Here is a 24,194-nt window from a genome sequence, read left to right on the forward strand (position 1 = left end):
GTTGGTGTCTGCCGCCGATCTACGCCGCCCGCCTGACTCCGCGCTTGAACGAAACGGCTATTTTTCCGGCGGGCTAAGTCGCAGCGCCGCCGCCGGCAGCCCGAACATGCGCTGGAACGTCCGGCTGAAATGCGCCGAATCGGCGAACCCAGCCGCGTGCGCGGCCTCCGTCAGGCTCTTGCCCCGCGCCTGCTGCTCGACCGCGCGCATAAGCCGGCGCCACAGCAGGAAGGTCCGGAACGGCAACCCGACCTGAGCGACGAAAAGATGGCTGAACCGGCTCTCGGAAAGGCAGGCGATTGCCGCCGCCTCTGCCGCGGTCGGCTCGCCCTCGCTCCCGTCTGTCAGGCGGTCGAGCACCCGGCCAATCCGCGGGTCGACGCCGGGGCCGCCGCTCGCGGGGCCAAGCACCGCCGCCAACAGCCGCCGGCCCAGCCGCGCCAGCTCGGCGTCGCCCGCAGGCGGCCGGCCCCAGATCCCGGCCAGTTCGATCGCGGCACCGGGCATCTCCGGGAGGCGCGCGACCGGCGCGCCGCGCAGCAGCTCGTGCAGGCCCGCGCCGTCCCGGCTCTCCGGCTCGACGAAGAGGAGCGCGATCCTTCCCTCCGGCTCGATGGCGTGGAGCACGTCAGGCGCGATCAGGATCGCCGGACCCGGCACCAGGCCCTCGGCCGTTCGGATGCCGACTGTTCCTCCTGCGGAGAGCGTGATCTGGAATGCGTGATGCGCATGCATTCGGTTCGGTGTGTCCGCCCCTGCCGGCAGGACGTCGAAGGTCCAAAGACTGGCGCCTTCCCACAGGACAATCCTTCCATCTTTCGTGACCTTCGCAACCAATCGCGTTCCACCTCGGATTCGACCGCTCTGCTGTCCGCCAGAATAGCCGTTTCGTTCAAGCGCCGCATCCGCATCGCTCCTATTTCCAGCTCCACACACCTTTTTGGAGTCAAAGACATGTTCAATCGATCCTCCCGCCGCGCACTTCTGCTCGGCTTACCTATCGCCCTTGCCGCCACGGGCGTGGCGGCCGGACTTTTCTCCCGCGGAGTACCGGACGACGTCGACTTTTCGCTCGAACGGAAAACGGACGCGGGTCTTTACATCGCCGCAATCTCGCCTGTCGATCAGGCTGCCGCCGTCGGCCCCATGCACTCCTGGACCGTCGCCCTGACGGACGCAGGCGGCAAACCAGTCGAGGCGGCCGCCATCACAGTCGACGGCGGTATGCCACAGCACGGTCACGGCCTGCCGACGGCGCCCGCGGTCACGCAGGCACTTGGTCAGGGCCGGTTCTTGATCGAGGGCATGAAGTTCAACATGCCTGGATGGTGGGAGATCGACCTCTCGATCGACGGCCCGATGGGCGCGGACACCATAACCTTCAACCTGGTGCTCTGAGGTGGTTGGGATGCGCCAGGTTCTTTTTGCCCTCCCGCTGGTCGCAGCCGCCGCCGGGACGCTTGCGGTCGGACTGCCTGCCCAAATGGGGTCGGGCTGGAGCGAAGCGGACCTGGCGCTGGTCCGCTCCCTCTCCCTCGACACCTTGCCTCCCGTCGCGCCCGATCCTTCCAACCGCGTCGCAGAAGATCCACGCGCCGCAAAACTCGGCCGGGAGTTCTTCTTTGAGACCCGCTTCAGTTCGACCGGCGAAATCGCCTGCGCCACGTGCCACCTGCCGGACCGGCAGTTCCAGGACGACCATGCGCTGGCCCAGGGCGTCGGGCGGACGGATCGCCGAACCATGCCGATCGCCGGGATGGCGCGCAGCCCGTTTCTCTTCTGGGACGGACGCAAGGACAGCCTTTGGGCACAAGCGCTCGGTCCGCTGGAGAGCGCAGTCGAACATGGAGGTGATCGCACTCAGTACGCCCGGCTTGTGGCGGAACACTACGCCGACGACTACGCGGCAATTTTCGGACCGCTTCCCGACCTCAGTGCGCTCCCGCCACATGCCGGTCCCGTCGCGGAGCCAACAGTTGCGGCGGCCTGGGACGCCATGGCTGAAGCGGACCGGCAGGCCGTCAACATCGTATTCGCCAACATTGGCAAGGCAATCGCCGCCTTCGAGCGGACGATCGATCCGCCTGTTACGCGGTTCGATGAATGGGTCGCTTCGCCTCAGTTTCCTGACGCAGGCCTTCTGACCGAGGACGAGGTGGCGGGACTTCGGGTCTTCATTGGTGAGGGCCAGTGCATCAACTGCCACAACGGCCCCCTTCTGACCGACAATCATTTCCACAACACCGGCGTGCCCGCCGCCCCGGGCTTGCCGGAGGATCGCGGTCGGGAAGTGGGAGCGCGTCTGGTCCGTGAGGACCCGTTCAATTGCCTCGGTCCCCATAGCGATGCCAGCGCAAGCCAGTGCACCGAGCTTCGCTTCATGGCGCCGGAGACGCACGAAATGCTGCGCGCATTCAAGACGCCGTCGCTTCGAGGAGCTACTGGTCGCCCACCTTACATGCACGCAGGGCAGTTTGGTTCAATAGACCAGGTGATCGCTCACTATGCTGCAGCGCCCGATGCACCTGCGGGACACAGCGAGCTTCGGCCTATCAAGCTGGACGAAGCGGAACGCCGCCAAATCGAAGCGTTCTTGCGCTCGCTCGATGCGCCTGCTGCGGCGGGAGGAGCTACGCCAGAGGGCTGAAACCGTAATTAACTTGCCAGTCTCGCAATGAGGCCCCGGACGTTGGATACCTGCCACCGTCCGTCGCGGCGAGTGATCATCCCCCGGTCATTCAGTTCGCCGGCGATCCCGCGTAGGGACGTTGTGCCCTGAGCGCAGATGCTCTCGACCACCGGACGCAGACCCTCAGCAAACTCGTCCGCATTCCGCGAGACTGCCTCCCTGAGCGCCTCGCCGCCCTTGCCAGCCCGCCTCAGAGCCGCGGCTCCGTTCGGGTTGCCTAGCTTCACTCCGCGGGCCTTCGCGGCCGCCAGTGCCTCCTTGGTGCGCCGGGAGATGGCCTCCCGCTCCTGTTGCGCCACGAGCGCCATGATGCCCACGGTGAGGTCGTTGGCCTCCGGCATGTCACAGGCGAGGAACCGGACTCCGCTGTCCCTTAGAGTGAGCAGGAAGGCTGCGTTGCGGGAGAGCCGGTCGAGCTTGGCAATGACCAACGTTGCGCCGGTGAGCTTGGCAAGGGTCAACGCCTTGGCAAGTTCAGGCCGCTCGTTCTTCCGCCCGCTCTCGACCTCGGTGAACCGCGCGAGGACGTCTGCCGCTCGCGATGCCGCGAAGTCGCCGATAGCCTTCCGCTGTGCTTCCAGCCCGAGACCCGACCTGCCTTGCCTGGCGGTCGAGACCCGCTCGTAGGCGACGAACTTCGGGGATGGGGCAGTCTCTCTGTCCATGTACAAACCTGCCTGACGTTGGTTGCGCAGGTCTGTACATCGCTCAACAGGCGGCAATCGCGTAGCGCTTTGTCGAACTTGCGAGAAGATCGGACCGGTAGCCCTTCGGTGCGTTCAGGGATTAGATGCGCGAGGGCGACCTGGCGCCAGCACCACAGATCGTTCGAGACACATGAGGTGGATCAATGGCTGACCAGCAGAGACTGATGGAGGTTCTCGATGGCCTCGCGGAAGCGTTCAACAACCACGATATCGACGCCATCATGGCGTTCTTCGCCGAAGGCTGTAGTCTGGACCTCCCCCGTGGAACGGCCCCTCACGGCAGCCGCTACGTGGGACGCGACCAGGTTCGCCGCGGACTTCTGACGCGCTTCGAGACTACGCCGGACGTCCACTACGGTGAAATTGAGAACTTCGTCAGCGGCGACACCGGAATGTCGAAATGGCTGCTGAGCGGCACGACCCTCGAGGGAGAAAAGGTTCGCGTCCGCGGCTGCGACTTCTACTCGTTTCGGGACGACAAGGTCGTACGGAAGGACTCCTACTGGAAGATCGTCGTTTGATCCTCCGGTACGTCACCAAAGCAGCCTCGCTGTTCTTCGTCTCCGGGTCGCAGCGGTCCTACGGAAGGGTGTGCAGAAGAGTGGCGAACAGGAGGATGGTCACGACGGCGAGATACTTCCCGCGGTCCAGTCGGGCCAGGCTCAGGCCGCCTTCACCGAGTCCGGTGATCTCGACGCAGCCCGACAGGCGCCTCACGGGGCTGGGTCGACTGTCCCTAGAAGGCTGGGGAGCTTCCAGTGCCGGCAGGCTCATAGCCCTCGGCTTCGCATGTGTGGCAAACATCGCCACCTCTCGTTAACAGGCGGTCCGACAGGTCTTCCAACATGGCGCCATCGGGTACCGCAACAGGATACACTGGCTCATCCTACCGACAGTTCTGTCCCCCGGTCAAAGCGGCGGCGGCTTCTTCCTCCACTCGCGCAACAATGGCCCTCACCATCGCAAACCGTCTCGCCGGCCGGGCGGCGTCACAACTTGTCCGCGAAGGTTTCACCCCTTGGCCATGATGGCGGCGGCTTCGGCTGCGAGTTCGGGTCAGGTCGTTTTCGAGTTCTCTGTTCAAGCAATGAAGCCATGAGTGGGCGCTACTAAAGCCGCCCTATGCAGAACATGAAAGACAACTGATGGACCTCTTCGTTCTCATTGGACTGACGTCTCCCCTGGCGGCCTTTGCAGCCTTTGCGCTGCTGATCCGGATCCTGAGGAAGAGCCGCCTGCAGCGTCGGGCCCTGCAGCAGGCCTATTCCAGCATCCAGGGCCTGAGGGCTGGGTCGGAAGCAGTTCGCCGTCGTAGCCGGGCAATGTTCTCGCACAGAACGTATTCCCGCAACGTCAGCAAAGCCGCCTGACCTCACGCATTCTCCGCACCCGGAGGCAGCCGTATCATCGGCCGTCGGCTGTCTGGAGCAGCGTCGATCTCTTTGCCCTCCCATTCGTAGACCGTCTTGAAGATGATTAATGGCTCATTGGCCTCGATGCCTTCCGGCATGACCCTGCGCCGCGCCGAAGGGGTAAGACCCAACTCCGCCATGTAACGCGCCATCAGCTCCATCTGCTTGTTGGCGATCGAGAGCCAGGGCGACTGCTGGACGTAGCCCGAGGGTGTCTTCAGGAGCATCGGCGTCTTCTGCAACTGCTCTTCGGCTTCGACCCAGCGCTCCCAGGCCTGGCAGTAAGCCGCGAAGGCGGCGCGGTCGGCGACGGTAAGGATGCCGAGCTTGTGGAGTGGGGCTGCCAGCCTGCGCCATTCCTTGCGGGCGACAGGCCCCAGGTGCGCCGGGCAGCGCGGCAGGGCGTCAGGCGTGACCGCGTGAGTGTCGTCCTTACCGGCGGGCCGCGCGGGTCTGGGCTTCGGACCCCTCATCGCTGGATCTCCACCGCATCCGGTGTCTGCTCGATCACGAGCTGCCGCTCGCGCTCCGCGTCCAGCACGGCGTTCATGACGCGCAGGGTCTCGTCGAAGTTCGCGTCGCTCATGGCCTCGATGCTGGTGCGGGCGACCGCATGCTCGATCCGCTCGGTCTCGCGCCAGCCTCCTTGAGTCTTGAGATAGAAGATGGACGAGGTCGTGCAGCCCGAGCGGGCCTTCTGAAGAAGCCCGTTGGCGACATGTGCGATGGCCTTGGCCTTGCCCCTTTTATAGCGCGCAGCGATGTCCTCGTCGCGGGCGAGGATGTTCTGGAAGGTACGACGGGAAACGCCGAGGTAATCGGCGATCTGCTCCTGGTTCAGCAGCGCCGCGAGGGTCTCGATCTCGGCGGCCTGTGCTTCGGTTAGAGCGATAGGCGTTGGAGGCATCAGGGTGCTTACCTGCCACTGCCTGCGAAGACACGCCGCAGGACATAGCTCCGGGCGAGAGAGACTGCCGTGAAGGCCCCGCTGATGGTCAGGTTCTGCGCCACGGTCACCTGCAACCCCACGACGGGGAAAAGGAGCAACTGCGTGCCGAGGGCGATGCACCACCCCACGGCGACGTTTGCGCCTGCCTCGATCCCGGACATGAGCCTCGACTGCGTCATACCGCGATCCCCTCCCGCTCGAGCGCCACGGCATCGAAGGCCCGCCCGTCCGGTCCCAGCCTCGCGTGCTCGCCCGTGAAGGCCTGCCAGCGCTTCACAGCCACGTCGACATAGCCCGGGTCGAGCTCGACCGCGTAGCAGGCCCGTCCGCAGGTCTCCGCGGCAATGAGGCTTGTTCCCGATCCCGAGAAGGGCTCGTAGACCGCCTGGCCCGGCGAGGAGTTGTTCAGCATCGGCCGGCGCATGCACTCCACCGGCTTCGGGGTGCCGTGGATGGTGGCGGCGTCCTGGTCCCGGCTCGGGATCGTCCAGAGGGTCGACTGCGTCCTGTCCCCGCTCCAGTGGCCCTTGCCCCGCACCGCGTACCAGCAGGGCTCGTGCTGCCAGTGGTAGTGCCCCCGCGAGAGCACGTGCCGCTCCTTGGCCCAGATGATCTGGCTCCGGATCTCGAAGTCGCAGGCGAGGAGGCTGTCGGCCACCGTGCTGGCGTGGAGCGCCCCGTGCCAGACGTAAGCCACCTCGCCGGGGAAGAGCGCCCAGGCTTCCCGCCAATCGGCCCTGTGGTCGTTGAGGACCTTGCCCGTACGTTTCGTCTCCGAGGCCCCGGCACGGTTGCGCCAGTCGGGATCGTACTCGACGCCATAGGGCGGATCCGAAACCAGCAGGTGAGGCTGCACGCCACCCAGAAGCCGTTCGACCGTGGTCCTGTCCGTGGCGTCGCCGCAGATGAGCCGGTGCCGCCCCAGCACCCAGAGGTCGCCCGGGCGCGAGACAGGTACCGCAGGCACCTCCGGCGTCGCCTCCTCCCGAGGGTCTGGCGCACCATGGATCAGAAGCGCATCGAGTTCCGCCCCGTCGAAGCCGAGGTCGCCCAGGTCGATGCCGAGGTCGCCGAGGTCCCCCAGTTCGAGGGCGAGGAGCTCCCGATCCCAGCCGGCCTGTTCCGCCAGCCGGTTGTCGGCGAGGACGTAGGCCCGCTTCTCGGCCTCGCTGAGATGCGTCAGCTCGATGACCGGCACCTGTTTGAGACCGAGCTTCCGCGCCGCCAGTACCCTCCCGTGGCCGGCAATGATGCCGTTCTCGCCGTCGACCAGCACCGGGTTGTTGAAGCCGAACTCGCGGATGGAGCCCGCGATCAGCGCCACCTGCGCCTCGGAGTGGGTGCGCGCATTCCGCGCGTAAGGGATGAGGCTTTCCACCGGCCGTTGTTCGACCGTCGTCGCGCCGTGGTGCTGTTTCCGTGCTGCCATGCCCCCGCCCCGGGAAATAGGTTGCCTGTCCGGGTCAGTATATCAGAGCATCAAGCCATTGTAATGATGACAATAAATGACAGTCGGCGACATGGGACGACATTTAATAGACGCACCTGAAGTTGTGCTAACGTGCAGCGGTATCTGGATACCGTCAGAGCTGCCGCCGCATTCGGGTCAGTCACAAGCCAGGATCGCGGTCCTGTGCGCCTTGCCGACGTCGTTCGTGGTCTCGAGCAGGGAATGTCGGTCAACGCCACGTTCGGAGGCTGTCTCTGCAATTGCCCCGTCCCAGGCCTCCACCATCGCTTGGCCCGATGACAGCTTCTCCAGGTACCGCGTCCCCACAGCGTCATAGAGGTTCAACGCTTCCGCTTTGACCTCGCCAGCCAGAGCCTCCGTCGCGCAGGCGCATCGGTCGTCTGTCATTCCAGCCATGTTGAGGCACATGCCGGTCGTGTCCGCGAACGCTGCAACGGAGACGTGAAGGACAACTGCTGCCGAGATCCCTGCCTTGGTGTTGATACGCATCTGCTCATTTCCCCTTACAGATCAAAGCTAAAAGACATCAGTGAACTCCAGAACGTGCGAAGAGCGCCTGCAAAAGAGCCGTCGCGAGAGAGAAACCAACCGGCGCGAGCTAGATCCTCAGCCAGACTGTCGACACCTCGGTCCGGATTGGGCAAGCCTATCACTGTGCAACGCTCTGGTCCGCCAAGGTCTGCTATGCAGACAAAAGCTGCCTTCGAAGTAGGCAAACTATCACAGTATGCGTGAAACGAGTTCTCATGCTATAAGCTACTATGTACAGGTCAGCATCATGGCTTCTTTTTTTCACTTCAGCTGTGGGAGCTGAAGAAGTTGGCTTGCAGTTAGTCCTTCTTGCCGATGCTACCGGCTCGATCTCCGAGCCGGAGATCCGCTTTCAACGTGAAGGCTATGCGGCGGCGCTCACAAACTCTCTCGTCCTGTCGGCCATTGACGCGACTGCAACCGGTTCAATTGCGTTGATATATGTAGAGTGGGCAGAGGGCACCGAGGTCATTGTAGACTGGACGAAAATTGACGGGCCAGATAGCGCGGCTAACTTTGCCGAAGCTCTCTTGTCTTCGCCACGACGTGCTTCCGGCCGAAACGCTATTGGAACGGCCCTGTTAGCAGGGAAGAGCCTCATTGAAGGCAATGAATTCAGCAGCATACGCGCGGTGATCGATTTCTCCGGCGACAGTTCCGTCAGCTACGCAGGCCCTCCCCTCAAGTCCGCTCGAGCCGAAGTGCTAGGTGCAGGAATCACGATAAACGGACTCCCCATCAATTGTTATTTTTGCGATGCGTTGCACGACTTCCCGGAGATCGAAGCAGAGTACGAAGAATTAATCATCGGCGGGCCTGGCGCGTTCGTGCTGGCGGCCTCCAATGAAGACGACCTTGTAGAAACAATACGCCGCAAGCTTATCCTCGAAATCTCAGGAAATGTGCCGATATCTTCGATTGCGCAACGCTAACGTCATAAAGATTGCCTTTGCATACCGATACCTTTGTTTTAGCACCATTAAGAGATTTGCATTTTACCCAATCTAAGTGCCCGCTTCGGGCTCGAAGCGGACCTTCGCTGCACTAGCACGGTCAATGCGGACGCCAATCCGCGAGCGATCGCAGCGTCTCCTCAAGCGCATGACGTATCTCTTCTCGTTCGTCTGACACCCAGTAGGCAGTCTGCCAGCCCACGCCCCTCCCAGACCTGCGATAGGCAGCCGATTTAAGGGACATTTCCCTATAAGTATCTTTCATAGGGTTTTGTCCCTTAAATACCGCCCGCTGGAAGGCCTTCTTGGCCTGCTCGACGCTCTCGAACATCTGCGGATGCAGCACCGCTGCATCTGCCGGGCTATCGACCGCTATGCCCGCCAGCAGCATACGCTGAACCACGTCCGGCGCCTCCACGTCCCAAGTCGTGACCTTGTCGTAGGCCAGAGGGGGTGCGACATCCGCAAGCACGTGCACCTCGAGCGGATTATCCACGGTCCGGTTCACGCCCCGACCCCGCCCGATGGCCTGGACGAGCTCGTCGTCGCAGATGGCGGCACGGAGATCCTCGGCCGTCGCGTCTCGATGGCGGATGACGCGCACACCCCGCACGTCACCGGAGACAGTCCTGACGCCCGTCCGTTCGGTTGTGTATCCGCTGGCGCCTGTCGCCCCGAAGTAGCCGCCGGCCAGTGCCTCCAGCTCGATGTGTGACGGTAGGGGCCGGCCGATGACGATGAGGCAGGCGACGTCCTTGTACCGGTCGAGACCGGCCACCGCGTTGAAATGCAGCGTCTCGACGTTCGGGATGTTCGTAAAGGCCGCCTCTACGGCCTGATAGGTTACGACGAGGACCCTGCCACAACGATGCCGTCGGGCCTGCCAGCGCACATAGCCGATGCATTCCCCGAGCCGGTTCTGCCGTCTGCGGACTTCATCTTGAGGGAGGCCCGGTTCAGGGCAAAGCATCGACTTGCCGAAGCTGCCGATCACGAGCCGAACATGTTGATCTGGTGCCCGAGCCTCGATGGTCTGAACGTCGAGCCCGCGGAGGACGGAGCCGGTCAGACCCTCACGCAGGGTAGCGTCGAGATAAGCACTGGCCGGTGACGCAGACTCTCATGCATGGGCTTCACCCGCCGCAGGTCGAGCTTGTGCCGTCCGGAGCTGTCGGGCTTTCGAATGTGAAGCCTTCCGGAGCTTGCCTGGCCGCTGTCGAGGAAGGCTGCGACTTCACTCCAGATCGAGACGAAGGACATCACGCGTGCATTCCGGGCCGCGATGGCGAACGCCTTCTGCCGCAATGCAATGGTAAGGCCCGGCCCGATCCCCGGGTCCTGCTTCCGCCAGGCTTCGAGCCGAGCTGAATGGAGACAGTCTTCCACCGTCAGACCCACGGCCAAGAGCGCTGTGCGGCGGACGGGGCCTGGTCCATGCGTGCTCAGTGCTGTGCTCAGCTTCCGTCGGGCGGCCGCCAGATCGGCCATGGCCCCTTCTGGTCCTCGCCCGAAGCTGCCTGGAGCAATATCCGAGACGGGTTCAGTCGCCAGATCCTCGACGCAGACAGCATTGACGTGCTCCAGCGCCCGAGGCCAGACGGCCTCGTCGATCACCAGGAGCGCGATGTCGTCGGTCTCGAACGCGAGGCCGGAGAAGAGAGCGTCGTAGGGCGCCACCACAACGTCCGCCGAGGCGACGTCCCGCCGGTTGGCCTGCTTGGCACAGGTGCTGAAAAAGGGGCAATGGTCACCTGACACGGGTGCGCAGATGCTGGACTGTGCGCTAAGACCCGACCGGAATGCCGCCTGCACGGCTTCGAAGTCTCGGCACATAGGTTCGCCGCTCTCGGGATCGGTGCGCTCGTAGCCCCTCAGGACGGCCACGCGGGCGCCCTCTGCCGCCCAGGCGGCGGCAGTCTCCTCTGCCAGGGCATGGGTTGCGGTGAATACAAGCACACGGTGCGGCAGGCCAGCGTCCCGCATCCGGCACGCCAGCGGCACCAGGTGCGTCCTTGCCGCCCGCGACTTGCCGAGGCCGACCGTGGCGCGGATGGCCAGCTTCGGAGGGTCAGTCTCCTTCGTTACATGCCAGGCCGCCACCTGCTCGCAGAACGCCGCCAGCACCTCGTCTAGGCGCGACCGCGCGGCCGCCACGTCGAGGGTCGGCAGGTGGTAGTCTGCCTCCACAGGCTCGCCGTCGCGGCCGGGAAGATGGCCATCGCTGTGAAGTCGGAGCTTGTCCCGCACCTTGGCGCGCGCGTCACATTCGGCATACCAGGACGCGCCGTCTTTCTTCGGACGCGACGTGTCGGTCGTTTCGGCAAAGCGCTCCCGGACCCGCCCCGTCAGGACCTCTTCATCGAGGGTCTGTTCCGCGTCTACAGCGTCATGGACGGCGTGGAAGGCGATGGTGCTGAGCCATCCGTCGCGACCGTCCGTGACCCTGCCATCGTCATCACGGGTCGGGCCTGAAGCCCCCTTGTCCGGCTCGGGTCGGGATCCTTTGGCCCGGCTGGCCTTTCGCTGATCAGTCTGTGAAGGCTGCAGAGCCTCCGCTTCCGCCAGGAATGCATGCGCCTTCGCTTCGCTGACGAGCGGCAGGTCCTCGAGCGGCACGCCGAGCGGTGTCTCACCGTCCGGCCAATAGTAGTCCCGGCCGCTGTCGGGATGCCTGCCGAAGGCCACGAACTGTTGCCCGGCGCCCAGCCACTCGACCTTGCCCGCACTGCACTTCGGGAACGGCGTTTCGGTTCGATTAAGAAGCAGGCGCTTAGGCCAGAGACCGACGCGCAGAAGCGTGGTGCCGAGCCGGGCACGGGCAAGATGGCCGATCACGTGAGCCAGTTCCGGATCGAGGATGTCGATGTCGAGGCCGACGAGGCGTCCGGTTCTGAGGCCGATGCCGTGATTGTGAAAGCGCCTCGCCCACTCCAGGACCTGGGTCGTGTCGATCCTAACCTGGGTCCATCGGGTCGGCGCGGGCCGTTTCAGGCCGGGCACCAGGGGCAAGGGCTCGTAACCTAGCTCGAGGAGTTCGAGCGCACGATCTCCGAATGTCGTATGCCCAGCACCAAAAAGGCGATCCCCTGCCGCCCGTCCCGTCGTCTTCTGTCGCAGCCCGTCCTCGTGGGGGGCTGCGTCCATGCGTCAGCCCTCGGTGCCGCGCGTGTGGCGTTCGACGTCCGCCAGCCGGTAGCGGATCGAGCCGCCGAGCGTGATCCAGGCTGGTCCGTAGCGATCGGCGCGCCAGCGTTCGAGAGTCCGACCGCTCAGCCGCCAACGCGTTTCGAGATCGCCCTGCGTCAGGAACTCGGGCAGGTCGAGGCGGACCGGCGTCATTGCAGAGCGCCTTCTGTTGCGCCTGAACCGTCTTTCCGGAAGACCGCGAAAAGCGGGGTGCCGTCCTCGGTCAGAGCCGAGTAGCGCACCTGCCAGTCCCGGCCGTCGCCGATGACGAACTGGAGGTCCCAGAGCCTGTAGAGCCCGGGGACGCGGTCGAAGTCCTCCTCCTGCAAGATGTTCATGTGGTCCTTCCCTTCTCCGGGTCGCGGACATTCCGCAGCCGTCGAAGGGAAAAGCCGTCCTGCACGGGCGAATGGGACAGGGTCACGGCACCCACGTCTCTTTCAGCCGCGCGATCGCACGCTGGTACCTCTTGCGCGCCGCGTCATGGGTGATGCCGAGAGCGGCGGCAGCTTCCGCCTGCGTCTCGCCATCGACCGCCACCCTAAGGACAAGGTCGGCATCGTCACCGAGGCAGAGCTGCACGTCCCGCGCAAGGAGCGCCCGACCTGCCGCCTGACCGTTGCCGCAGGTGAAGAGCGGTGCAGCACCCAGTCCGTCGACGAGCTCCTCGACCGGAAAAGGTCCAGCAGTGACCTTTGCCTCGCCACCGAAACGACGGCGCAGGTCACGCTCGAGGTTCATGAGCAAGGTTGCGGCGACGCGTTCGACCCGGCTGAGTTCGAGCGTTCGAATGGCCAAAGCCAACTCGCTCAGGAGTTCGTCATCGAGATTGTCCCGCCGGTCGCCAGTCGCGCGTCGGAGACGCAGACGCACGCCGCTCAGCCCCGGCCAGAGGGCGAGGATAACGATTGTGGTGGGGATCTCGGAGTCGGCTGAGGCCGCGACGAGGGTACGGAGAATACGGTTCTTCGCCTCGGGGTCGCCCGGATCGTGAAGAAACGTCAGCAGGGTGCCGATATCACCGGCGGGGAGGCCGCCATTCTCACGACATTGGAGCAATTGGTAAGCCCGGTGAGCATCCAGACGGGTGGAGCGAGCCAGAAGACGCGCATGAAGCGCGGGCCAGGAAAGGGACACGAGACGCCAGCCTTTCGACCGGGCGTCTCGCGCCTCTCATCGGGTCAGGTTGGGCGTCTCGCGCCTCTGAGTGGATGAGTTGAGGGTGAAGGTCAGCTTCGCCCGAGCGCGGGATGAAGCTCGTTCAGACCGCCGCAGCAGCGGCACACAACTGAGACCGGAAGGCTCATGGTGTACTGATGGCCGCGGGTGAAACGGACCTCGAGGCGGTCACCGCGTCGCTTGCCAAGCAGGTTTCGGCAGCGGCAGCGCCAGTCGCGCGTGTCCGCAACGCACATCAGTTGATCTGAGACGTGGCGGGTAAGAGTGGGAGAAGTCGGCATGTGAGGGCTCCTGTCGGTTGGAGCCCTGAGATCGCGTGCCGCAGGTTAGATCGTCAGACGGGTCAAGGTTAGATGATGGTTAGATCACGTCAGGACTGGCCGGACCGAGACGCCAGGACTTCGGGCGTGCTTGGGTCAGATAGTGGTCCTTGACCTCCTTCCAGGCGGTAGAACTGAAGAGAAGCATTGGCGATTTCGAGACCATGCCCTGCATTAAGGTTCCGGTCCGAACGTCTGGCACCCCTGACCTCGATGCTTCGATGAGGCGTTCGAACATGATGGCCTGCTTCTCGCCGAACACATTGAACGGCGGCTGGCCGGGCACCTGCAGCGTCGAGAACGAGTGATCATGGCGAATGATCATCGGTGCATCGGACGCCGTGACCAGCGATTGTCCCAAACGCCAGGCCTGTTCCAGAGCCTCGGGTTCGAGGACCAATCCTTCGTCGCCGCAAGTGACAACCTTCCGAAGCTGAACGACAGCATATGAGCCCAGATAGGGGATCTTCGTGTCCCCTGTCGCGAGCACGAGTCCTGGCCCTCCGACATGGCGACGACGGAACTCGAGGTCGAGAAGCTCGGGCCTGGGATGACTTGCCAGGCTCCGCACCAGGTAGACGGGCATTCGCTGCTCGCCGATCTCCACCGCTCCAAAAGATGCGATATGATCCGTCTCGGTGGACGCCGACCTCGCTCCCAACTCGGCCCGGAGCGCGTCTAGGACGACCTCGGCCAGATACACCCGATCGATGAGATAGACCGTGTGATCTGACGCGCTCACCGTCCCCAGGTCCTCTCCAAACTCGCCTGTGACAGACAGGTCAGCGGGACGCTCGTCGGTCTCCAGTTCCGCCTCGATGACGTCGTCGTCATCCTCAACTAGAACGATCTGCTGACGCCCCTTCCTTGCGATCAGTTTCGCGGACTGCATGCGATTGATGTCGACGCCAGCCGCCTTGAGGATACGGCCTTCGACTTCGTCTTCCGGATAGTCATAGAGGAACAGGAGAGACTCGAAGTGCCTTGATGTCTCCTCCGGCCGGAGAAGACGCTGCTCCTCCATCACGCCCCAATGGGCGAGCAGTCGCGTCCCAAGATCGCGCAGGTTCGGGTCCCGCGCGTTCTGAACGTTCGACGCGTTGATGCTGTTGACCCAGAGCGCAAGTGTTTCCGACTTTGCGTCCTTGGCGCCTCTCGGCCTGTACGTCGTCACGACCTTGATGCGGCTGAATCCACTGACGCGTGCCGCGGCGAGCGCCGTCGTCATGTAGCGCTCGGCGAAGTCTTCGATGTCGTCGTCTGCCGTGACCTGAAGCAACACTCTGCGCTTCCAGTTTCCCGGCCGCATCTCAATCTCCGTGACGGCAGCTGAGAGAATCTCCACGTCGTCGAAGTCGGGCAGCGGAAGGAAGAACGACTTCTTGAACCTTTCAAGACTGTAGTTCCACTGAGCCAGGGGCTTCTTCGAGAGGTCCTGGCCCAGCACCGCCTCCGCGAAGGTACGCGAAGTCTTCTCCCGCACTGTGTACCCGGTCGCGCAGACTTCAAGCCGGCGCAGCGACGGGGTGTAGATCAGGATCGCTTCGTTGGCTGGACGGAAATACAGCGTCGTCCTGAGCCCGTCATCGCGGTGGTCCTGGATACTGGACAGCGCCCCGCCGTGCCGGATGGCCACCATGACGGAGGGCGGGTGCGTTTTGGTCTCGAGAAGGTCGATAGCGGTTGCACTCGTTTTCGCCTTCAGATCGAGCGCCGCGCGGATGCGCTCGGACAGATCGTCGAGATCGATTTCATCCGCAGTGACCTCGCGGGGGACATCATCGGCGACCTCAAACGCGGAGTAGAGCTTGCCGTGTTCCCTGTAACGGCGGGCGGTATGGAAGCTTCGCGCATCGTCGAACACGTCGGGAAAATTGACAAACACCCAGATCGACCTGCACAGATCGTCCAGTTGGTCCTCGAAGCTCTCGATGTCGGTATTGTACATCTTCCGCGTCACGACCGTGTTCAGCGATGTCGCCCCTTTGCCGTCACTGAGATCGACGACCTGCCGCGAGACGGCTTCCATCTGCTCGAGGATCTCCTGATCCAGACCCGACAGGTATTCGGAGAGTGCTGGTCGGTCTGCATCGTGAGCCAAGCCCGACAGATCCACGACCGGCCCATCGGCCCCGCGCATCGCGGCAATCAGTTCGCGACCCATTTCGGGCGGGACCAGATCGATCACACGGCTCAGGTTCGGACCAAAGAGGTGTCGGGGTCTGGACATGTGCGCCTCACGAGATTGCCTTGAGGCAGAATAACACCTCGGAATTTCACCCCTAGGGCGATTATGACAAGCGGTTGTCCCATTCACGATGGGTTCACGGCTTTTGCTGTGTATGAACCCGCTGCACCCCTCCCATCTCTCTCCGCTCGAACGCCGCCGCGAGCTTTGCGCGATCCTGGCGCGCGGGCTAGTCCGGCTCCGGCAGTCAAGCGGAGTATCTGCCGGGTTGGGAGAGAGTTCGCTTCACTACGCGCCCGACCAGAGCGGTCATGCAACTCCGCGAAGGAGAACCGCATGACGACCCACGATCCCATCCCCGCGCGCCTTGCCGCGCTGAAGACCACGCCCACAACCGATCTCAAGTCTCAGTGGCGCGACCTCTTCGACAGCGAGCCACCGCCGTTCAACCGCCGCTACCTCGAAAGCCGTCTCGCCTACCGCATCCAGGAGCTCGCCTACGGCGGGCTCAAGCCCGAGACTATCCGGCGCCTCGAACGACTGGGCGAGGAGCTCGACGGTGGCGACCGCACGAAAAGCCGGATCCGCGCCGACTACGACCGACCCATCACCGGCACGCGACTCGTCCGCGAGTGGCAGGGCGTCGAGCAGCTGGTCACCGTCACCGCCGAGGGCTTCGAGTGGCAGGGCCGGCCCTACAGGTCGCTCTCCGCCATCGCCCGCGCCATCACCGGGACACGGTGGAACGGGTGGACCTTCTTCGGGCTGAAGAACCGGAGGAAACGGACATGACGAAGCAGGACACCATCCTCCGCAAGCTCCGCTGCGCGGTCTACACCCGGAAGTCCTCCGAGGAGGGGCTGGAGCAGGAGTTCAACTCCCTCCACGCTCAGCGGGATGCCTGCGAGGCCTACGTGGCGAGCCAGCGCTCGGAAGGCTGGGTGTTGGTCCGCGACCAGTACGACGACGGCGGCATCTCGGGAGGGACCCTCGACCGCCCAGGGCTGCAGCGGCTCCTGCAGGACATCGAGGATGGGCTGGTCGACGTGGTGGTGGTCTACAAGATCGACCGCCTCTCACGCTCCCTTGCTGACTTCGCCCGGCTGGTCGAGGTCTTCGACCGCAACGGCGTGACCTTCGTCTCCGTAACGCAGTCCTTCAACACCACGACGTCGATGGGACGGCTGACGCTGAACATCCTGCTCTCCTTCGCGCAGTTCGAGCGCGAGGTGACGGCCGAGCGCATCCGGGACAAGGTCGCCGCCAGCCGCCGCAAAGGCATCTGGATGGATGGCGTGCCGCCCTTCGGCTACCGCGTCGAGAGCCGGAAGCTCGCCCACGATGGCGAACGCGCCGAGCAGGCGCTCTGGATCTTCCGGCGCTTCATAGAGGTCGGGTCGGGCACCATCCTCGCTCGCGAAGCGGCTGAGCGCGGCATCCTCAACCGCACCGGACGTCCGATCGACAAGAAGGCGATCTACCGGATGCTGAGCAACCGGACGTATCTCGGCGAGGCGCCGTTCAAGGGTGACAGCTTCCCCGGCGAGCATGACGCCATCGTCGACCAGACGACCTGGGACCGGGTCCACGCCATCCTGAAGGAGAGCCCGCGCAAACGAGCTGCGAACACCTGGTCGGACACGCCTGCGCTGCTGAAGGGGTTGCTCTACGGGCCAGACGGTGCGGCCTTCTCGCCGACCCACACCCGCAAGGGCGGCAGGCTCTACCGCTACTACGTCAGCCAGACGGTACTGAAGTATGGGGCTGGCACATGCCCTGTGGGGCGCGTGCCAGCCGGAGAGATCGAGGCCGCGGTCATTGACCAGCTTCGCGCCGTGTTCCGGCAACCCGAGATCGTGGCGGGGACGTGGAAGGCCGCGCGCTCGCAGGATGAGGAGATCACCGAGGCTGACGCCTGCGCATCCCTCCAGCAACTCGACCCTCTTTGGGACGAACTGTTCCCGGCCGAGCAAGCCCGCCTCGTGGCGCTGCTGGTCGAGCGCGTGGATATCGGCACGGACGGGCTGAACGTCCGGCTGCGGGTGGACGGCCTCGCCGGGCTCGCGCGAGAGATGCAGGTCGGCGGTATTGGAGAAGCAGCATGACACGCGGGTCGCCGATCACCGGTACCGTCACGCTCCACGTGCCGTTCCGCGTGGTGAAGCACGGTGGTCGGAAGGAGATGCAGTTACCCGAGGGCGCGACTCAGCCGCGTCGCAAGGACAGCACGCTCGTCAAGGCGCTCGCGCGCGCGTTCCGCTGGAAGCGCATGCTGGAGTCGGGCGAGTTCGCAACGATAGCCGAACTGGCCGAGCGCGAGGGGATCGCGCCTTCGTACATGACCCGTATTATGCGACTGACGCTGCTCTCGCCCAAAATTGTCGAGGCGATCCTGGACGGCACCCAGGGACCGGAGGTCACGCTGGCGTGGGTGTTGGAGCCTGTTCCGGCGGCCTGGGAAGAACAAACTTGTCATTTTGGCTAACGAACCTGCTGAGTTGTTGAGCCTACCTCCGGAAGGAATTGGCTTACGGCCCACAGCGGCCGTTTGAGACTCTGACCGCCGACGCGCGCTTCCGGCCCATACCTGCCTTTGGCCACCTTACTTCGATGCTGCGGCGCGGCCTGTCAGACCGGTCAATCGTGCGTCGTGCTGCATCTTCGTGGCCCAGATGCGGATTATCGACGGGTGCGACCTCGCCAGCACTTCGGAACGACTTGAGGTCAGCATCAACACCGTCCGGACCCAGCTTCAACGCATCTTCGACAAGACTGGTGCGCGCAGCCAGTCCGGCCTGATCCGAACGCTCCTCAGCGTCCAGACCCCCATGTAGCACCTAAGCTGGACCGAGGGGCTGTGTAGTTCATGGTTCTCGCTGATCGACGAGAACTACGCAAAGTTCGACCATGCTGCAAACCTAGGCAGCGACCTGTGCACTGACCCATCTTGCCCGAGCACCCGCCGACGCCGAGGCCTATGAACTCCAGCATCGCGATTCTACAATAAGTCGGTGCGAATTGGAGACGCCACGAAAGGATTGGTCATGGGAATTGAACTTGCTGGACTGGTGGCCTGCGTGACCGGTGGCAGCCGTGGACTAGGAGCGGCCATCGTGCGGCGTCTCGCGAACGAGGGCGCCAACGTCCTCGTTGCAGACGTCCTCGCAGAAGAGGGAACGGCCCTCGCGCACGAACTTACAGGATCAGGAAAGCATGCAACTTTCCATCCACTCGATGTGGCGTCAGTCGAAGATTGGATTGCCTTGACTGAAAACATCGGAGCCGAGTTCGGACGTCTCGATATTCTTGTCAACAACGCCGGCATCATCATTAGGAAGCGCCTCTCAGACCAGTCCGTCGAAGAGTGGAAAAGAGCGTTTGATGTCAACGTCATGGGCGTGTTCCTGGGCACCAAGTACTGCCGTTCGCTGCTCAGGGAATCCCGTTTCGCTTCAATCGTGAACGTCTCTTCGACCGCAGGTATGGTCGCGCACCTTGATCCCTCCTACACGGCCACCAAATGGGCCGTGCGCGGCTTGACGAAATCAACCTCCCTTGAGTTGGTCCACGAAGGTATCCGCGTCAACTCCATTCATCCCTCGATCATTGCGACCCCGCTCACCGCCGCGGCCCCTGCTGGCCATGTGGAGGCAAACCGGCATGCGATACCCATGGGCCGCGAAGCCCAGCCCGAGGAGATTGCAAACATCGTTGCCTTTCTTGCCTCGCCACAATCATCATACATGACAGGAAGCGAGGTCGTTGCCGATGGCGGCATGACGACGTCGGGCGTGGCGCACATGCGCGACCAGTTCCAGAAGTCCTTCGGGAAGACGCCAACCTGACGCAGAGCTCGTAGGGTCTGCCGCATTGCACTCGTTGTGTTTCGCAACCAAGCCGGGATCGCGTTGCTCACGGCCCTTAGCGGACTTTGAAGCATCGACTTGTCGACGCGGTGCGACTTCCACAAACCGACCTTTCCCCGCCGCAGCTTGATCGCCCACATGAACGTGCGATCGGTCGGCCGAAGTGACGATCGCTGCATTCGCGTCGGACTCAGCTTGTGCGCAGGAGTCCATGACACCTTGCATCCAAGGAACTACCGGTGACTTTTCAATCGCTGAGGGAAACTCGCCAGCGCAGGCGGTCAAACCGCGACGGCGACAGTGACCACCGCCGGAATAGGCACGTCCCATTGAGGCCCACGCCCGTGCTTCTCCAACACCTTGGCGACCACCGCCGCCCGTATGGCCGCAGCATTCTCCGGCGGTTGCGGGCGTAACAGGGCTCCACCCCTCGCCGTACCGTTCAGGAAGAAGTCGTAAGGCGCGCCAGGGTCGTCGACTTCCCACTTCGACGCGACTGTGGATTGGAGGCAGTCCGTAAAGCCGGCCGCCTCCAGCACCGGAAAGGCAATCGCTGGATCGGCATAGTCATTCGCACCAGGACCCGGCGGCAGCGAAATGTACGGGGCGCCGTGTTGACCGATGGCACCAAAAACGTAGCCAAGGGCAGTATCAACGTCAGGTCCGCACCAGACCGAGAACGCCAGTCGGCCACCTGGCCTCAGTACTCGGCGCGCCTCTGCCACAACTCTTGGAGGGTCGGGCACGTGCGGCATCCCGAAACCGATCGTCACCGCATCGAAAGACGCGTCATCGAAGTCCAGGGCCATCGCGTCGCCTTCGACAATCCGGGCCTGCGGTGCTGCGGCCCGCGCCAAGCACAGCATGGCAGGCGAGAAATCAAGTCCTGTCGTCAGCGCCCCTGCTTGGACAAGGCCGGAGGTCACGTTGCCGTGCCCGCAACACAGATCGAGAGCCTTTACGCCGGGTCCGGCCCTGACCGCTTTGACAAGATGCGGTGCCACCATGTCAGCTGCTTTCGCAAAGACCCGAGCGTAGGATTGCGCCACTTCCGCATCCGCCCACTCACGTCTTTCGAGTGCGGCGAAGGTGTCAGGCTCTTGAGACTCCCGCATTGGCAGGCCTCTGTTGTCGTCTTTTGGCAGTTGGCAATTGGAAGGGACCTCGCGTCAACCGCACTGAAGTGCAGACCATCAGACTCGCACGATTTCAAATCGGGCTCGCAGTTGACGTTCGCGGCGTGGTTAGCCCCCAGGCTTCATGCCGCGCTGTTATCGAGCGGATTCCGGCCGTGAGCTGCCGTCCATCCTCCGAGGCAACCGGGGCCGCTTCCGGCTCATACCGGACGTTCGTCGACGGCAGAATGCCGCATCGCGGCTTCCCAGAAGCTGCCGTTAGCGTCAGGATGCAGCTACGAGCCGGGCTTGAAGGTCGGCTATGCGGACAAAGCGGACTCATGCATCCGCGTTGCGGCTGTCACGATATGTTTCGCCAGATAGCCCCTCGAAAGCGGAGATAGCTTTCTATGGCCTGCAATCGCAACCGCATGTAGTACTTCAATGTGAAAACCTCAAAATGAGAAGAGTGTTACGTGCCTGCAAATTTGTACAACTTGCCGGGTGACTTCGATGACACCTTCCACGAAGTTGGCGTGTGCTTGTATTGCCGCGAGAACCCGGACGGCAGTGTCGAGCATGTGCTCCCAGAAGCATTAAACGGCCGGATCAAACTTCGAAATGCTACCTGCATCGAGTGTAAGAAGATCATAAACTCGGAGTTTGAGGGTCCATTGCTTGGCTACTTTTGGAAGGAGGCTAGAAACGCTCGTGGGTATCGCAACAAAAAGCGCGGTCGCGGGTCAAAAATAGCCCGTGCCGTTCCGGGTATGACCATCACAATCACTCGGAAGGTTCCGCCCTTCAAGGAGATAAGACCTTCTCAGTCGAAAGGTATTGTGACGCCAATAATGGCGCTGCAGCTGCAGTCGCCCAGTTTTCTTGGTCTGGATGACCGGAAAACTCCTAGCGGGTCCAAGTTGAACATCCACTCCGGTAGTCCGGTCAGCTTCGACCATATAAATAAAGAACAAGCGGAGGTCAAAGCCAGCGACCCCAACATAGTCAAAGTAAGCCACAATTTCCCCGGAACCAAGGCGGGATTGATACACCGTTTGGTGTTGAAGGTAGGCTGTGGCTTGCTCTGGTTTTTCTGGGGACAGGAGGTGCCAGAGAGAGTGCGTGCGCTTATTCTAAACGGGGGTGATCTACTCGTAATGGACCAATTCGCGAAGAGCGCGCCGCGAGAGGCCTATGAGATTGCAAATCACGAGGCTCATACGTTTACAGCAGAGGAAGACGGAGAACATGCAATCTACGTGGCTTTCACTCTACTTCCTGAGGTAATTGATCGTGTCTTCTTTTTTCGCGCTGGCACAAACGAATGCGAGTTACCACTGCGCATTTCCAGACTTAGATAGGCTCAGAATAAGAGACGGCCAACGGAAGGTAGTTGAAGAAATCCTAAAACATCGGCAAGTGTAAGACGACCGCTTTGGGCTCAAAGCGGACCTTCGCAGCGAACGTACCATTCGGTGTATGATCTTGTGTGCCAACGTCGGGTTGGCGTTGCGGCAGGGCGTAGCGGATCGGAGTACTGCCATGACAGTTGCAAATCTGCCAGTCATTCGAGCCTGCCGACCCGCCTGGAAAAAGGGCCGCGTCGTCGGCCAGAAGCGACCCTTGGTGCCCAAGCACGTTTGGGCCATTCGTGTTCGTCTTGAGATCGCCAGCAATCACAGAGACCTGGCACTCTTCAACCTCGCATTTGACAGCAAGCTTCGAGGTTGTGACCTCGTGAAGCTCAAGGTGGCGGACGTCTACGCCTCCAGTCGCGTCAAAGAGCGGGCCTCAATCATCCAGAGCAAGACGCAGCGGCCCGTTCGTTTCGAGATCACGGAGGGCACGGGCAAGTCGCTCTCGCGATGGATGGACGAGCCACTGATGGTCGGCTCGGAATACCTTTGGCCCGGCCGCCTTAACGAGCGTCTCCACATTTCGACGCGGCAATACGCTCGCCTTGTGCGGGACTGGGTGAGTTCCATAGGCTTGGACCCCACGTCCTACGGCACGCATTCCATGCGTCGCAAGAAGGTTGCACACATCGACAAGAAGACTGGCAACCTCAGGGCTGTTCAGCTCCTGCTCGGTCACACCAAGATGGACAGCACTGTCCGCTATCTCGGGGTGGAGCTCGAAGACGCACTGGCGATCTCCGAAGGCGTGGAACTATAAGGAAATGGGCCGCCATCCTCTGGCGGCCCGACTCGATCCCGGTCGCCCAGCGGCCTTGCCAGCCACTCTGCGGTGCGGCGAACGTCTGCTTTGAGCCCCAAGCGGACGAAAGAAAACCACCTCGGGCAACAGCAGGAAGTGTGCTATCAATGCCCGACAAAAAAATGGGGGCGGAGATGACCGACGCGCAAGCCATTGCGGATCACTGGGGCAAGGGAGACGTCTATTCCCTGATCCTGGAAACGATGGAGGTGGCCGGTATTGATCCCAGCTCCGTTACCATTGAACAACTCGCTCCTGTGGACCATTTCCATGCCAGGGGGTTCCCGGCCACTGTGGAGCTGGCGGATGTATTGCCGATCCGAAGGGGGGATCAGCTAGTGGACATCGGCTGCGGGCTTGGCGGTCCCGCCAGGTATTTCGCGAAGCGTTTCGATTGCCACGTCGACGGCATCGACATCACGGCCCCGTTCGTCGATGCGGCCAACCGGCTGAGCGCGCTTGTCGGAATGGAAGATGTGGTTGCGTGTCGGCACGGTGACGGACAGAAACTCCCCTATGGCGACAACTCGTTCGATGGCGGCTACACCCAGCACGTCACGATGAATGTCCCGGATCGAAGTGCCTTCTTCAGCGAGGCGTTCCGGGTCCTGAAGCCGGGGGCGTTCTTCGCCTTGACTGAACACGGGCTCGGCGAAGTCGGTGATCCGCACCACCCGGTTCCCTGGTCGGAAGACGGAAGTGGGGCTTACCTAATGCGCCCCGCCGATACCATTGCAGCATTGGAAGATGCAGGTTTCTCGGAAATCGCGGCCGCGGATATCGGTGAAAAGCATCTCAAGGGTTATCACGCAGTCATTGAGCTTGCGGAAAAGGGCGAAGCCCCTGTTTTCGGCACGCACATACTATTGGGGAAGCAAGCCCCCCAAATCGTCCGGAACGCTGCGCGCAATATTGAAGAGCGAAGAACCCACCCGGTTCAGATCCTTTGCTACAAGCCCGGATAAGTTTTTTGTCGGTCCTTCGTCTCAAGGTCTGCTTAGTCCGCATAGCGGCCGTTCACGCTTACCGTGAGTTTGGCAGAAGCTGACAACACGGGCGCGAACGTCGACTTCGGGCCGTGGCGCTAGTTTCCTTAGCTTCTGCAGCGAACGACCGCTTCCCGCCCATATCTACCTTCGAGCCATCCACAGAGAATGACCGCTTTTCGCCGCAACCCATATTCGTGCATTCTACCATATGACCCAAAGTTCTGTTGGAGCCTGGTCTTGAACCAAAGGGCGCCCCTAAAAATCGAACGTCACATCTAGGCCGGACAGGAAACCGAAGTATTGCAATGCCTTAGCTATCTATTTACCAAACTGACGCGGCCATCAGGTCCGAAGAATTTTGGCCCTGAAAGACTGCCTTCGGGCCTCCCAGCGCCGGAGCCGGTGCTCGACCCCCCCCCCCC

General features: G+C 62.7%; 28 protein-coding genes. 13 read left to right on the forward strand and 15 right to left on the reverse strand.

Going from position 1 to position 24,194, the window contains the following annotated elements; genetic code table 11:
- Positions 1-57 precede the first annotated feature (57 nt).
- Positions 58-735: a helix-turn-helix domain-containing protein gene (locus EF888_RS11100; RefSeq protein ID WP_126918561.1), complete on the reverse strand. Its 678-nt coding sequence runs from the start codon at positions 733-735 to the stop codon at positions 58-60.
- A 219-nt stretch (positions 736-954) separates the two neighbouring features.
- Between EF888_RS11100 and EF888_RS21810 the strand changes: the two genes are divergently transcribed.
- Positions 955-1,398: a FixH family protein gene (locus EF888_RS21810; RefSeq protein WP_164721661.1), complete on the forward strand. Its 444-nt coding sequence runs from the start codon at positions 955-957 to the stop codon at positions 1,396-1,398.
- A 10-nt stretch (positions 1,399-1,408) separates the two neighbouring features.
- Entirely contained in the window at positions 1,409-2,647 is a 1,239-nt protein-coding gene (locus tag EF888_RS11110; protein ID WP_109761228.1) for a cytochrome-c peroxidase, read from the forward strand.
- Between the two features lie 8 nt (positions 2,648-2,655).
- Here EF888_RS11110 and EF888_RS11115 read toward each other — a convergent pair whose 3' ends face one another.
- Positions 2,656-3,354 carry a recombinase family protein gene (locus EF888_RS11115; RefSeq protein ID WP_109761229.1) on the reverse strand — a complete coding sequence of 233 codons (699 nt, stop codon included), beginning with the start codon at positions 3,352-3,354 and terminating at the stop codon, positions 2,656-2,658.
- Positions 3,355-3,539: 185 nt separating this feature from the next.
- On the opposite strand from EF888_RS11115, the gene EF888_RS11120 reads away from it, so the two are divergent.
- Positions 3,540-3,917 carry a nuclear transport factor 2 family protein gene (locus EF888_RS11120; RefSeq protein ID WP_109761230.1) on the forward strand — a complete coding sequence of 126 codons (378 nt, stop codon included), beginning with the start codon at positions 3,540-3,542 and terminating at the stop codon, positions 3,915-3,917.
- A 58-nt stretch (positions 3,918-3,975) separates the two neighbouring features.
- Here EF888_RS11120 and EF888_RS21815 read toward each other — a convergent pair whose 3' ends face one another.
- Complete coding sequence (locus EF888_RS21815; RefSeq protein ID WP_164721662.1) at positions 3,976-4,113, reverse strand: hypothetical protein; 138 nt, start codon at positions 4,111-4,113, stop codon at positions 3,976-3,978.
- 428 nt (positions 4,114-4,541) lie between these two features.
- Here EF888_RS21815 and EF888_RS11125 point away from each other — a divergent pair, with 428 nt between their 5' ends.
- Positions 4,542-4,766, forward strand: coding sequence for a hypothetical protein (locus EF888_RS11125; protein WP_109761231.1), 225 nt, complete (start codon positions 4,542-4,544; stop codon positions 4,764-4,766).
- 2 nt (positions 4,767-4,768) lie between these two features.
- On the opposite strand, the gene EF888_RS11130 is transcribed toward EF888_RS11125, so the two are convergent.
- The 5 genes from EF888_RS11130 to EF888_RS11150 form a co-directional block, all read right to left on the reverse strand.
- Complete coding sequence (locus EF888_RS11130; RefSeq protein ID WP_109761232.1) at positions 4,769-5,281, reverse strand: phage terminase small subunit P27 family; 513 nt, start codon at positions 5,279-5,281, stop codon at positions 4,769-4,771.
- The gene (locus tag EF888_RS11135) at positions 5,278-5,715 is read right to left on the reverse strand and encodes a helix-turn-helix domain-containing protein (protein WP_206508297.1); all 438 of its coding nucleotides are present in this window, start codon (positions 5,713-5,715) and stop codon (positions 5,278-5,280) included. The genes EF888_RS11130 and EF888_RS11135 overlap by 4 nt, the downstream gene beginning before the upstream one ends.
- Before the next feature lie 8 nt (positions 5,716-5,723).
- Positions 5,724-5,936, reverse strand: a complete 213-nt coding sequence (locus tag EF888_RS11140) for a DUF7220 family protein (protein ID WP_109761233.1) — start codon at positions 5,934-5,936, stop codon at positions 5,724-5,726.
- Positions 5,933-7,186: a site-specific DNA-methyltransferase gene (locus EF888_RS11145; protein WP_109761234.1), complete on the reverse strand. Its 1,254-nt coding sequence runs from the start codon at positions 7,184-7,186 to the stop codon at positions 5,933-5,935. Before EF888_RS11145 ends, EF888_RS11140 begins: the two co-directional genes overlap by 4 nt.
- Before the next feature lie 177 nt (positions 7,187-7,363).
- Positions 7,364-7,717 (reverse strand): hypothetical protein, encoded by a 354-nt coding sequence (locus EF888_RS11150; protein WP_109761235.1) that lies wholly within the window; start codon positions 7,715-7,717, stop codon positions 7,364-7,366.
- Positions 7,718-8,052: 335 nt separating this feature from the next.
- On the opposite strand from EF888_RS11150, the gene EF888_RS11155 reads away from it, so the two are divergent.
- Positions 8,053-8,691, forward strand: a complete 639-nt coding sequence (locus tag EF888_RS11155; RefSeq protein ID WP_241239650.1) for a DUF1194 domain-containing protein — start codon at positions 8,053-8,055, stop codon at positions 8,689-8,691.
- 121 nt (positions 8,692-8,812) lie between these two features.
- On the opposite strand, the gene EF888_RS11160 is transcribed toward EF888_RS11155, so the two are convergent.
- The 6 genes from EF888_RS11160 to EF888_RS11185 form a co-directional block, all read right to left on the reverse strand.
- Entirely contained in the window at positions 8,813-9,706 is an 894-nt protein-coding gene (locus tag EF888_RS11160; RefSeq protein WP_126918562.1) for a hypothetical protein, read from the reverse strand.
- A 71-nt stretch (positions 9,707-9,777) separates the two neighbouring features.
- The gene (locus EF888_RS11165) at positions 9,778-11,856 is read right to left on the reverse strand and encodes a bifunctional DNA primase/polymerase (RefSeq protein WP_109761239.1); all 2,079 of its coding nucleotides are present in this window, start codon (positions 11,854-11,856) and stop codon (positions 9,778-9,780) included.
- Between the two features lie 3 nt (positions 11,857-11,859).
- The gene (locus EF888_RS11170) at positions 11,860-12,051 is read right to left on the reverse strand and encodes a DNA-binding protein (RefSeq protein WP_109761240.1); all 192 of its coding nucleotides are present in this window, start codon (positions 12,049-12,051) and stop codon (positions 11,860-11,862) included.
- Positions 12,048-12,236: a hypothetical protein gene (locus EF888_RS11175; protein ID WP_109761241.1), complete on the reverse strand. Its 189-nt coding sequence runs from the start codon at positions 12,234-12,236 to the stop codon at positions 12,048-12,050. Before EF888_RS11175 ends, EF888_RS11170 begins: the two co-directional genes overlap by 4 nt.
- Before the next feature lie 82 nt (positions 12,237-12,318).
- Positions 12,319-13,035: a sigma-70 RNA polymerase sigma factor region 4 domain-containing protein gene (locus EF888_RS11180; RefSeq protein ID WP_109761242.1), complete on the reverse strand. Its 717-nt coding sequence runs from the start codon at positions 13,033-13,035 to the stop codon at positions 12,319-12,321.
- Between the two features lie 402 nt (positions 13,036-13,437).
- Positions 13,438-15,513, reverse strand: coding sequence for a hypothetical protein (locus EF888_RS11185; RefSeq protein ID WP_146203025.1), 2,076 nt, complete (start codon positions 15,511-15,513; stop codon positions 13,438-13,440).
- 408 nt (positions 15,514-15,921) lie between these two features.
- Here EF888_RS11185 and EF888_RS11195 point away from each other — a divergent pair, with 408 nt between their 5' ends.
- The 5 genes from EF888_RS11195 (at position 15,922) to EF888_RS11210 (ending at position 19,430) form a co-directional block, all read left to right on the forward strand.
- Positions 15,922-16,377, forward strand: coding sequence for a DUF2924 domain-containing protein (locus EF888_RS11195; RefSeq protein ID WP_109761244.1), 456 nt, complete (start codon positions 15,922-15,924; stop codon positions 16,375-16,377).
- Complete coding sequence (locus EF888_RS11200; protein ID WP_126918564.1) at positions 16,374-17,690, forward strand: recombinase family protein; 1,317 nt, start codon at positions 16,374-16,376, stop codon at positions 17,688-17,690. Before EF888_RS11195 ends, EF888_RS11200 begins: the two co-directional genes overlap by 4 nt.
- Positions 17,687-18,070 (forward strand): hypothetical protein, encoded by a 384-nt coding sequence (locus EF888_RS11205; protein ID WP_109758510.1) that lies wholly within the window; start codon positions 17,687-17,689, stop codon positions 18,068-18,070. The genes EF888_RS11200 and EF888_RS11205 overlap by 4 nt, the downstream gene beginning before the upstream one ends.
- Positions 18,071-18,257: 187 nt before the next feature.
- Positions 18,258-18,419, forward strand: coding sequence for a helix-turn-helix transcriptional regulator (locus EF888_RS21825; protein ID WP_164721665.1), 162 nt, complete (start codon positions 18,258-18,260; stop codon positions 18,417-18,419).
- Between the two features lie 210 nt (positions 18,420-18,629).
- On the forward strand, positions 18,630-19,430 hold the full coding sequence (locus EF888_RS11210; RefSeq protein WP_109758509.1) for an SDR family NAD(P)-dependent oxidoreductase: 801 nt from the start codon (positions 18,630-18,632) through the stop codon (positions 19,428-19,430).
- 302 nt (positions 19,431-19,732) lie between these two features.
- On the opposite strand, the gene EF888_RS11215 is transcribed toward EF888_RS11210, so the two are convergent.
- On the reverse strand, positions 19,733-20,500 hold the full coding sequence (locus tag EF888_RS11215; protein ID WP_241239651.1) for a class I SAM-dependent methyltransferase: 768 nt from the start codon (positions 20,498-20,500) through the stop codon (positions 19,733-19,735).
- A 563-nt stretch (positions 20,501-21,063) separates the two neighbouring features.
- Here EF888_RS11215 and EF888_RS11220 point away from each other — a divergent pair.
- The 3 genes from EF888_RS11220 to EF888_RS11230 all read left to right on the forward strand — a co-directional run bounded on the left by EF888_RS11220 (position 21,064) and on the right by EF888_RS11230 (position 23,748).
- Positions 21,064-21,927: an HNH endonuclease gene (locus EF888_RS11220; RefSeq protein WP_146202982.1), complete on the forward strand. Its 864-nt coding sequence runs from the start codon at positions 21,064-21,066 to the stop codon at positions 21,925-21,927.
- Between the two features lie 181 nt (positions 21,928-22,108).
- Positions 22,109-22,741 (forward strand): tyrosine-type recombinase/integrase, encoded by a 633-nt coding sequence (locus EF888_RS11225; protein WP_109758552.1) that lies wholly within the window; start codon positions 22,109-22,111, stop codon positions 22,739-22,741.
- Between the two features lie 149 nt (positions 22,742-22,890).
- The gene (locus tag EF888_RS11230) at positions 22,891-23,748 is read left to right on the forward strand and encodes a class I SAM-dependent methyltransferase (protein WP_241239652.1); all 858 of its coding nucleotides are present in this window, start codon (positions 22,891-22,893) and stop codon (positions 23,746-23,748) included.
- Positions 23,749-24,194: the final 446 nt, after the last annotated feature.

It is taken from the genome of Silicimonas algicola (assembly GCF_003970735.1).
GTDB lineage: Bacteria > Pseudomonadota > Alphaproteobacteria > Rhodobacterales > Rhodobacteraceae > Silicimonas > Silicimonas algicola.

What these genes read in the sequence shown, in the direction of transcription:
- EF888_RS11100 (WP_126918561.1), bottom strand. Translation starts at nt 735, where the DNA reads ATGCATGCGCATCACGCATTCCAGATCACGCTCTCCGCAGGAGGAACA.
- EF888_RS21810 (WP_164721661.1), top strand. Translation starts at nt 955, where the DNA reads ATGTTCAATCGATCCTCCCGCCGCGCACTTCTGCTCGGCTTACCTATC.
- EF888_RS11110 (WP_109761228.1), top strand. Translation starts at nt 1,409, where the DNA reads ATGCGCCAGGTTCTTTTTGCCCTCCCGCTGGTCGCAGCCGCCGCCGGG.
- EF888_RS11115 (WP_109761229.1), bottom strand. Translation starts at nt 3,354, where the DNA reads ATGGACAGAGAGACTGCCCCATCCCCGAAGTTCGTCGCCTACGAGCGG.
- EF888_RS11120 (WP_109761230.1), top strand. Translation starts at nt 3,540, where the DNA reads ATGGCTGACCAGCAGAGACTGATGGAGGTTCTCGATGGCCTCGCGGAA.
- EF888_RS11125 (WP_109761231.1), top strand. Translation starts at nt 4,542, where the DNA reads ATGGACCTCTTCGTTCTCATTGGACTGACGTCTCCCCTGGCGGCCTTT.
- EF888_RS11130 (WP_109761232.1), bottom strand. Translation starts at nt 5,281, where the DNA reads ATGAGGGGTCCGAAGCCCAGACCCGCGCGGCCCGCCGGTAAGGACGAC.
- EF888_RS11135 (WP_206508297.1), bottom strand. Translation starts at nt 5,715, where the DNA reads ATGCCTCCAACGCCTATCGCTCTAACCGAAGCACAGGCCGCCGAGATC.
- EF888_RS11140 (WP_109761233.1), bottom strand. Translation starts at nt 5,936, where the DNA reads ATGACGCAGTCGAGGCTCATGTCCGGGATCGAGGCAGGCGCAAACGTC.
- EF888_RS11145 (WP_109761234.1), bottom strand. Translation starts at nt 7,186, where the DNA reads ATGGCAGCACGGAAACAGCACCACGGCGCGACGACGGTCGAACAACGG.
- EF888_RS11150 (WP_109761235.1), bottom strand. Translation starts at nt 7,717, where the DNA reads ATGCGTATCAACACCAAGGCAGGGATCTCGGCAGCAGTTGTCCTTCAC.
- EF888_RS11165 (WP_109761239.1), bottom strand. Translation starts at nt 11,856, where the DNA reads ATGGACGCAGCCCCCCACGAGGACGGGCTGCGACAGAAGACGACGGGA.
- EF888_RS11170 (WP_109761240.1), bottom strand. Translation starts at nt 12,051, where the DNA reads ATGACGCCGGTCCGCCTCGACCTGCCCGAGTTCCTGACGCAGGGCGAT.
- EF888_RS11175 (WP_109761241.1), bottom strand. Translation starts at nt 12,236, where the DNA reads ATGAACATCTTGCAGGAGGAGGACTTCGACCGCGTCCCCGGGCTCTAC.
- EF888_RS11195 (WP_109761244.1), top strand. Translation starts at nt 15,922, where the DNA reads ATGACGACCCACGATCCCATCCCCGCGCGCCTTGCCGCGCTGAAGACC.
- EF888_RS11200 (WP_126918564.1), top strand. Translation starts at nt 16,374, where the DNA reads ATGACGAAGCAGGACACCATCCTCCGCAAGCTCCGCTGCGCGGTCTAC.
- EF888_RS11205 (WP_109758510.1), top strand. Translation starts at nt 17,687, where the DNA reads ATGACACGCGGGTCGCCGATCACCGGTACCGTCACGCTCCACGTGCCG.
- EF888_RS21825 (WP_164721665.1), top strand. Translation starts at nt 18,258, where the DNA reads ATGCGGATTATCGACGGGTGCGACCTCGCCAGCACTTCGGAACGACTT.
- EF888_RS11210 (WP_109758509.1), top strand. Translation starts at nt 18,630, where the DNA reads ATGGGAATTGAACTTGCTGGACTGGTGGCCTGCGTGACCGGTGGCAGC.
- EF888_RS11225 (WP_109758552.1), top strand. Translation starts at nt 22,109, where the DNA reads ATGACAGTTGCAAATCTGCCAGTCATTCGAGCCTGCCGACCCGCCTGG.
- EF888_RS11230 (WP_241239652.1), top strand. Translation starts at nt 22,891, where the DNA reads ATGCCCGACAAAAAAATGGGGGCGGAGATGACCGACGCGCAAGCCATT.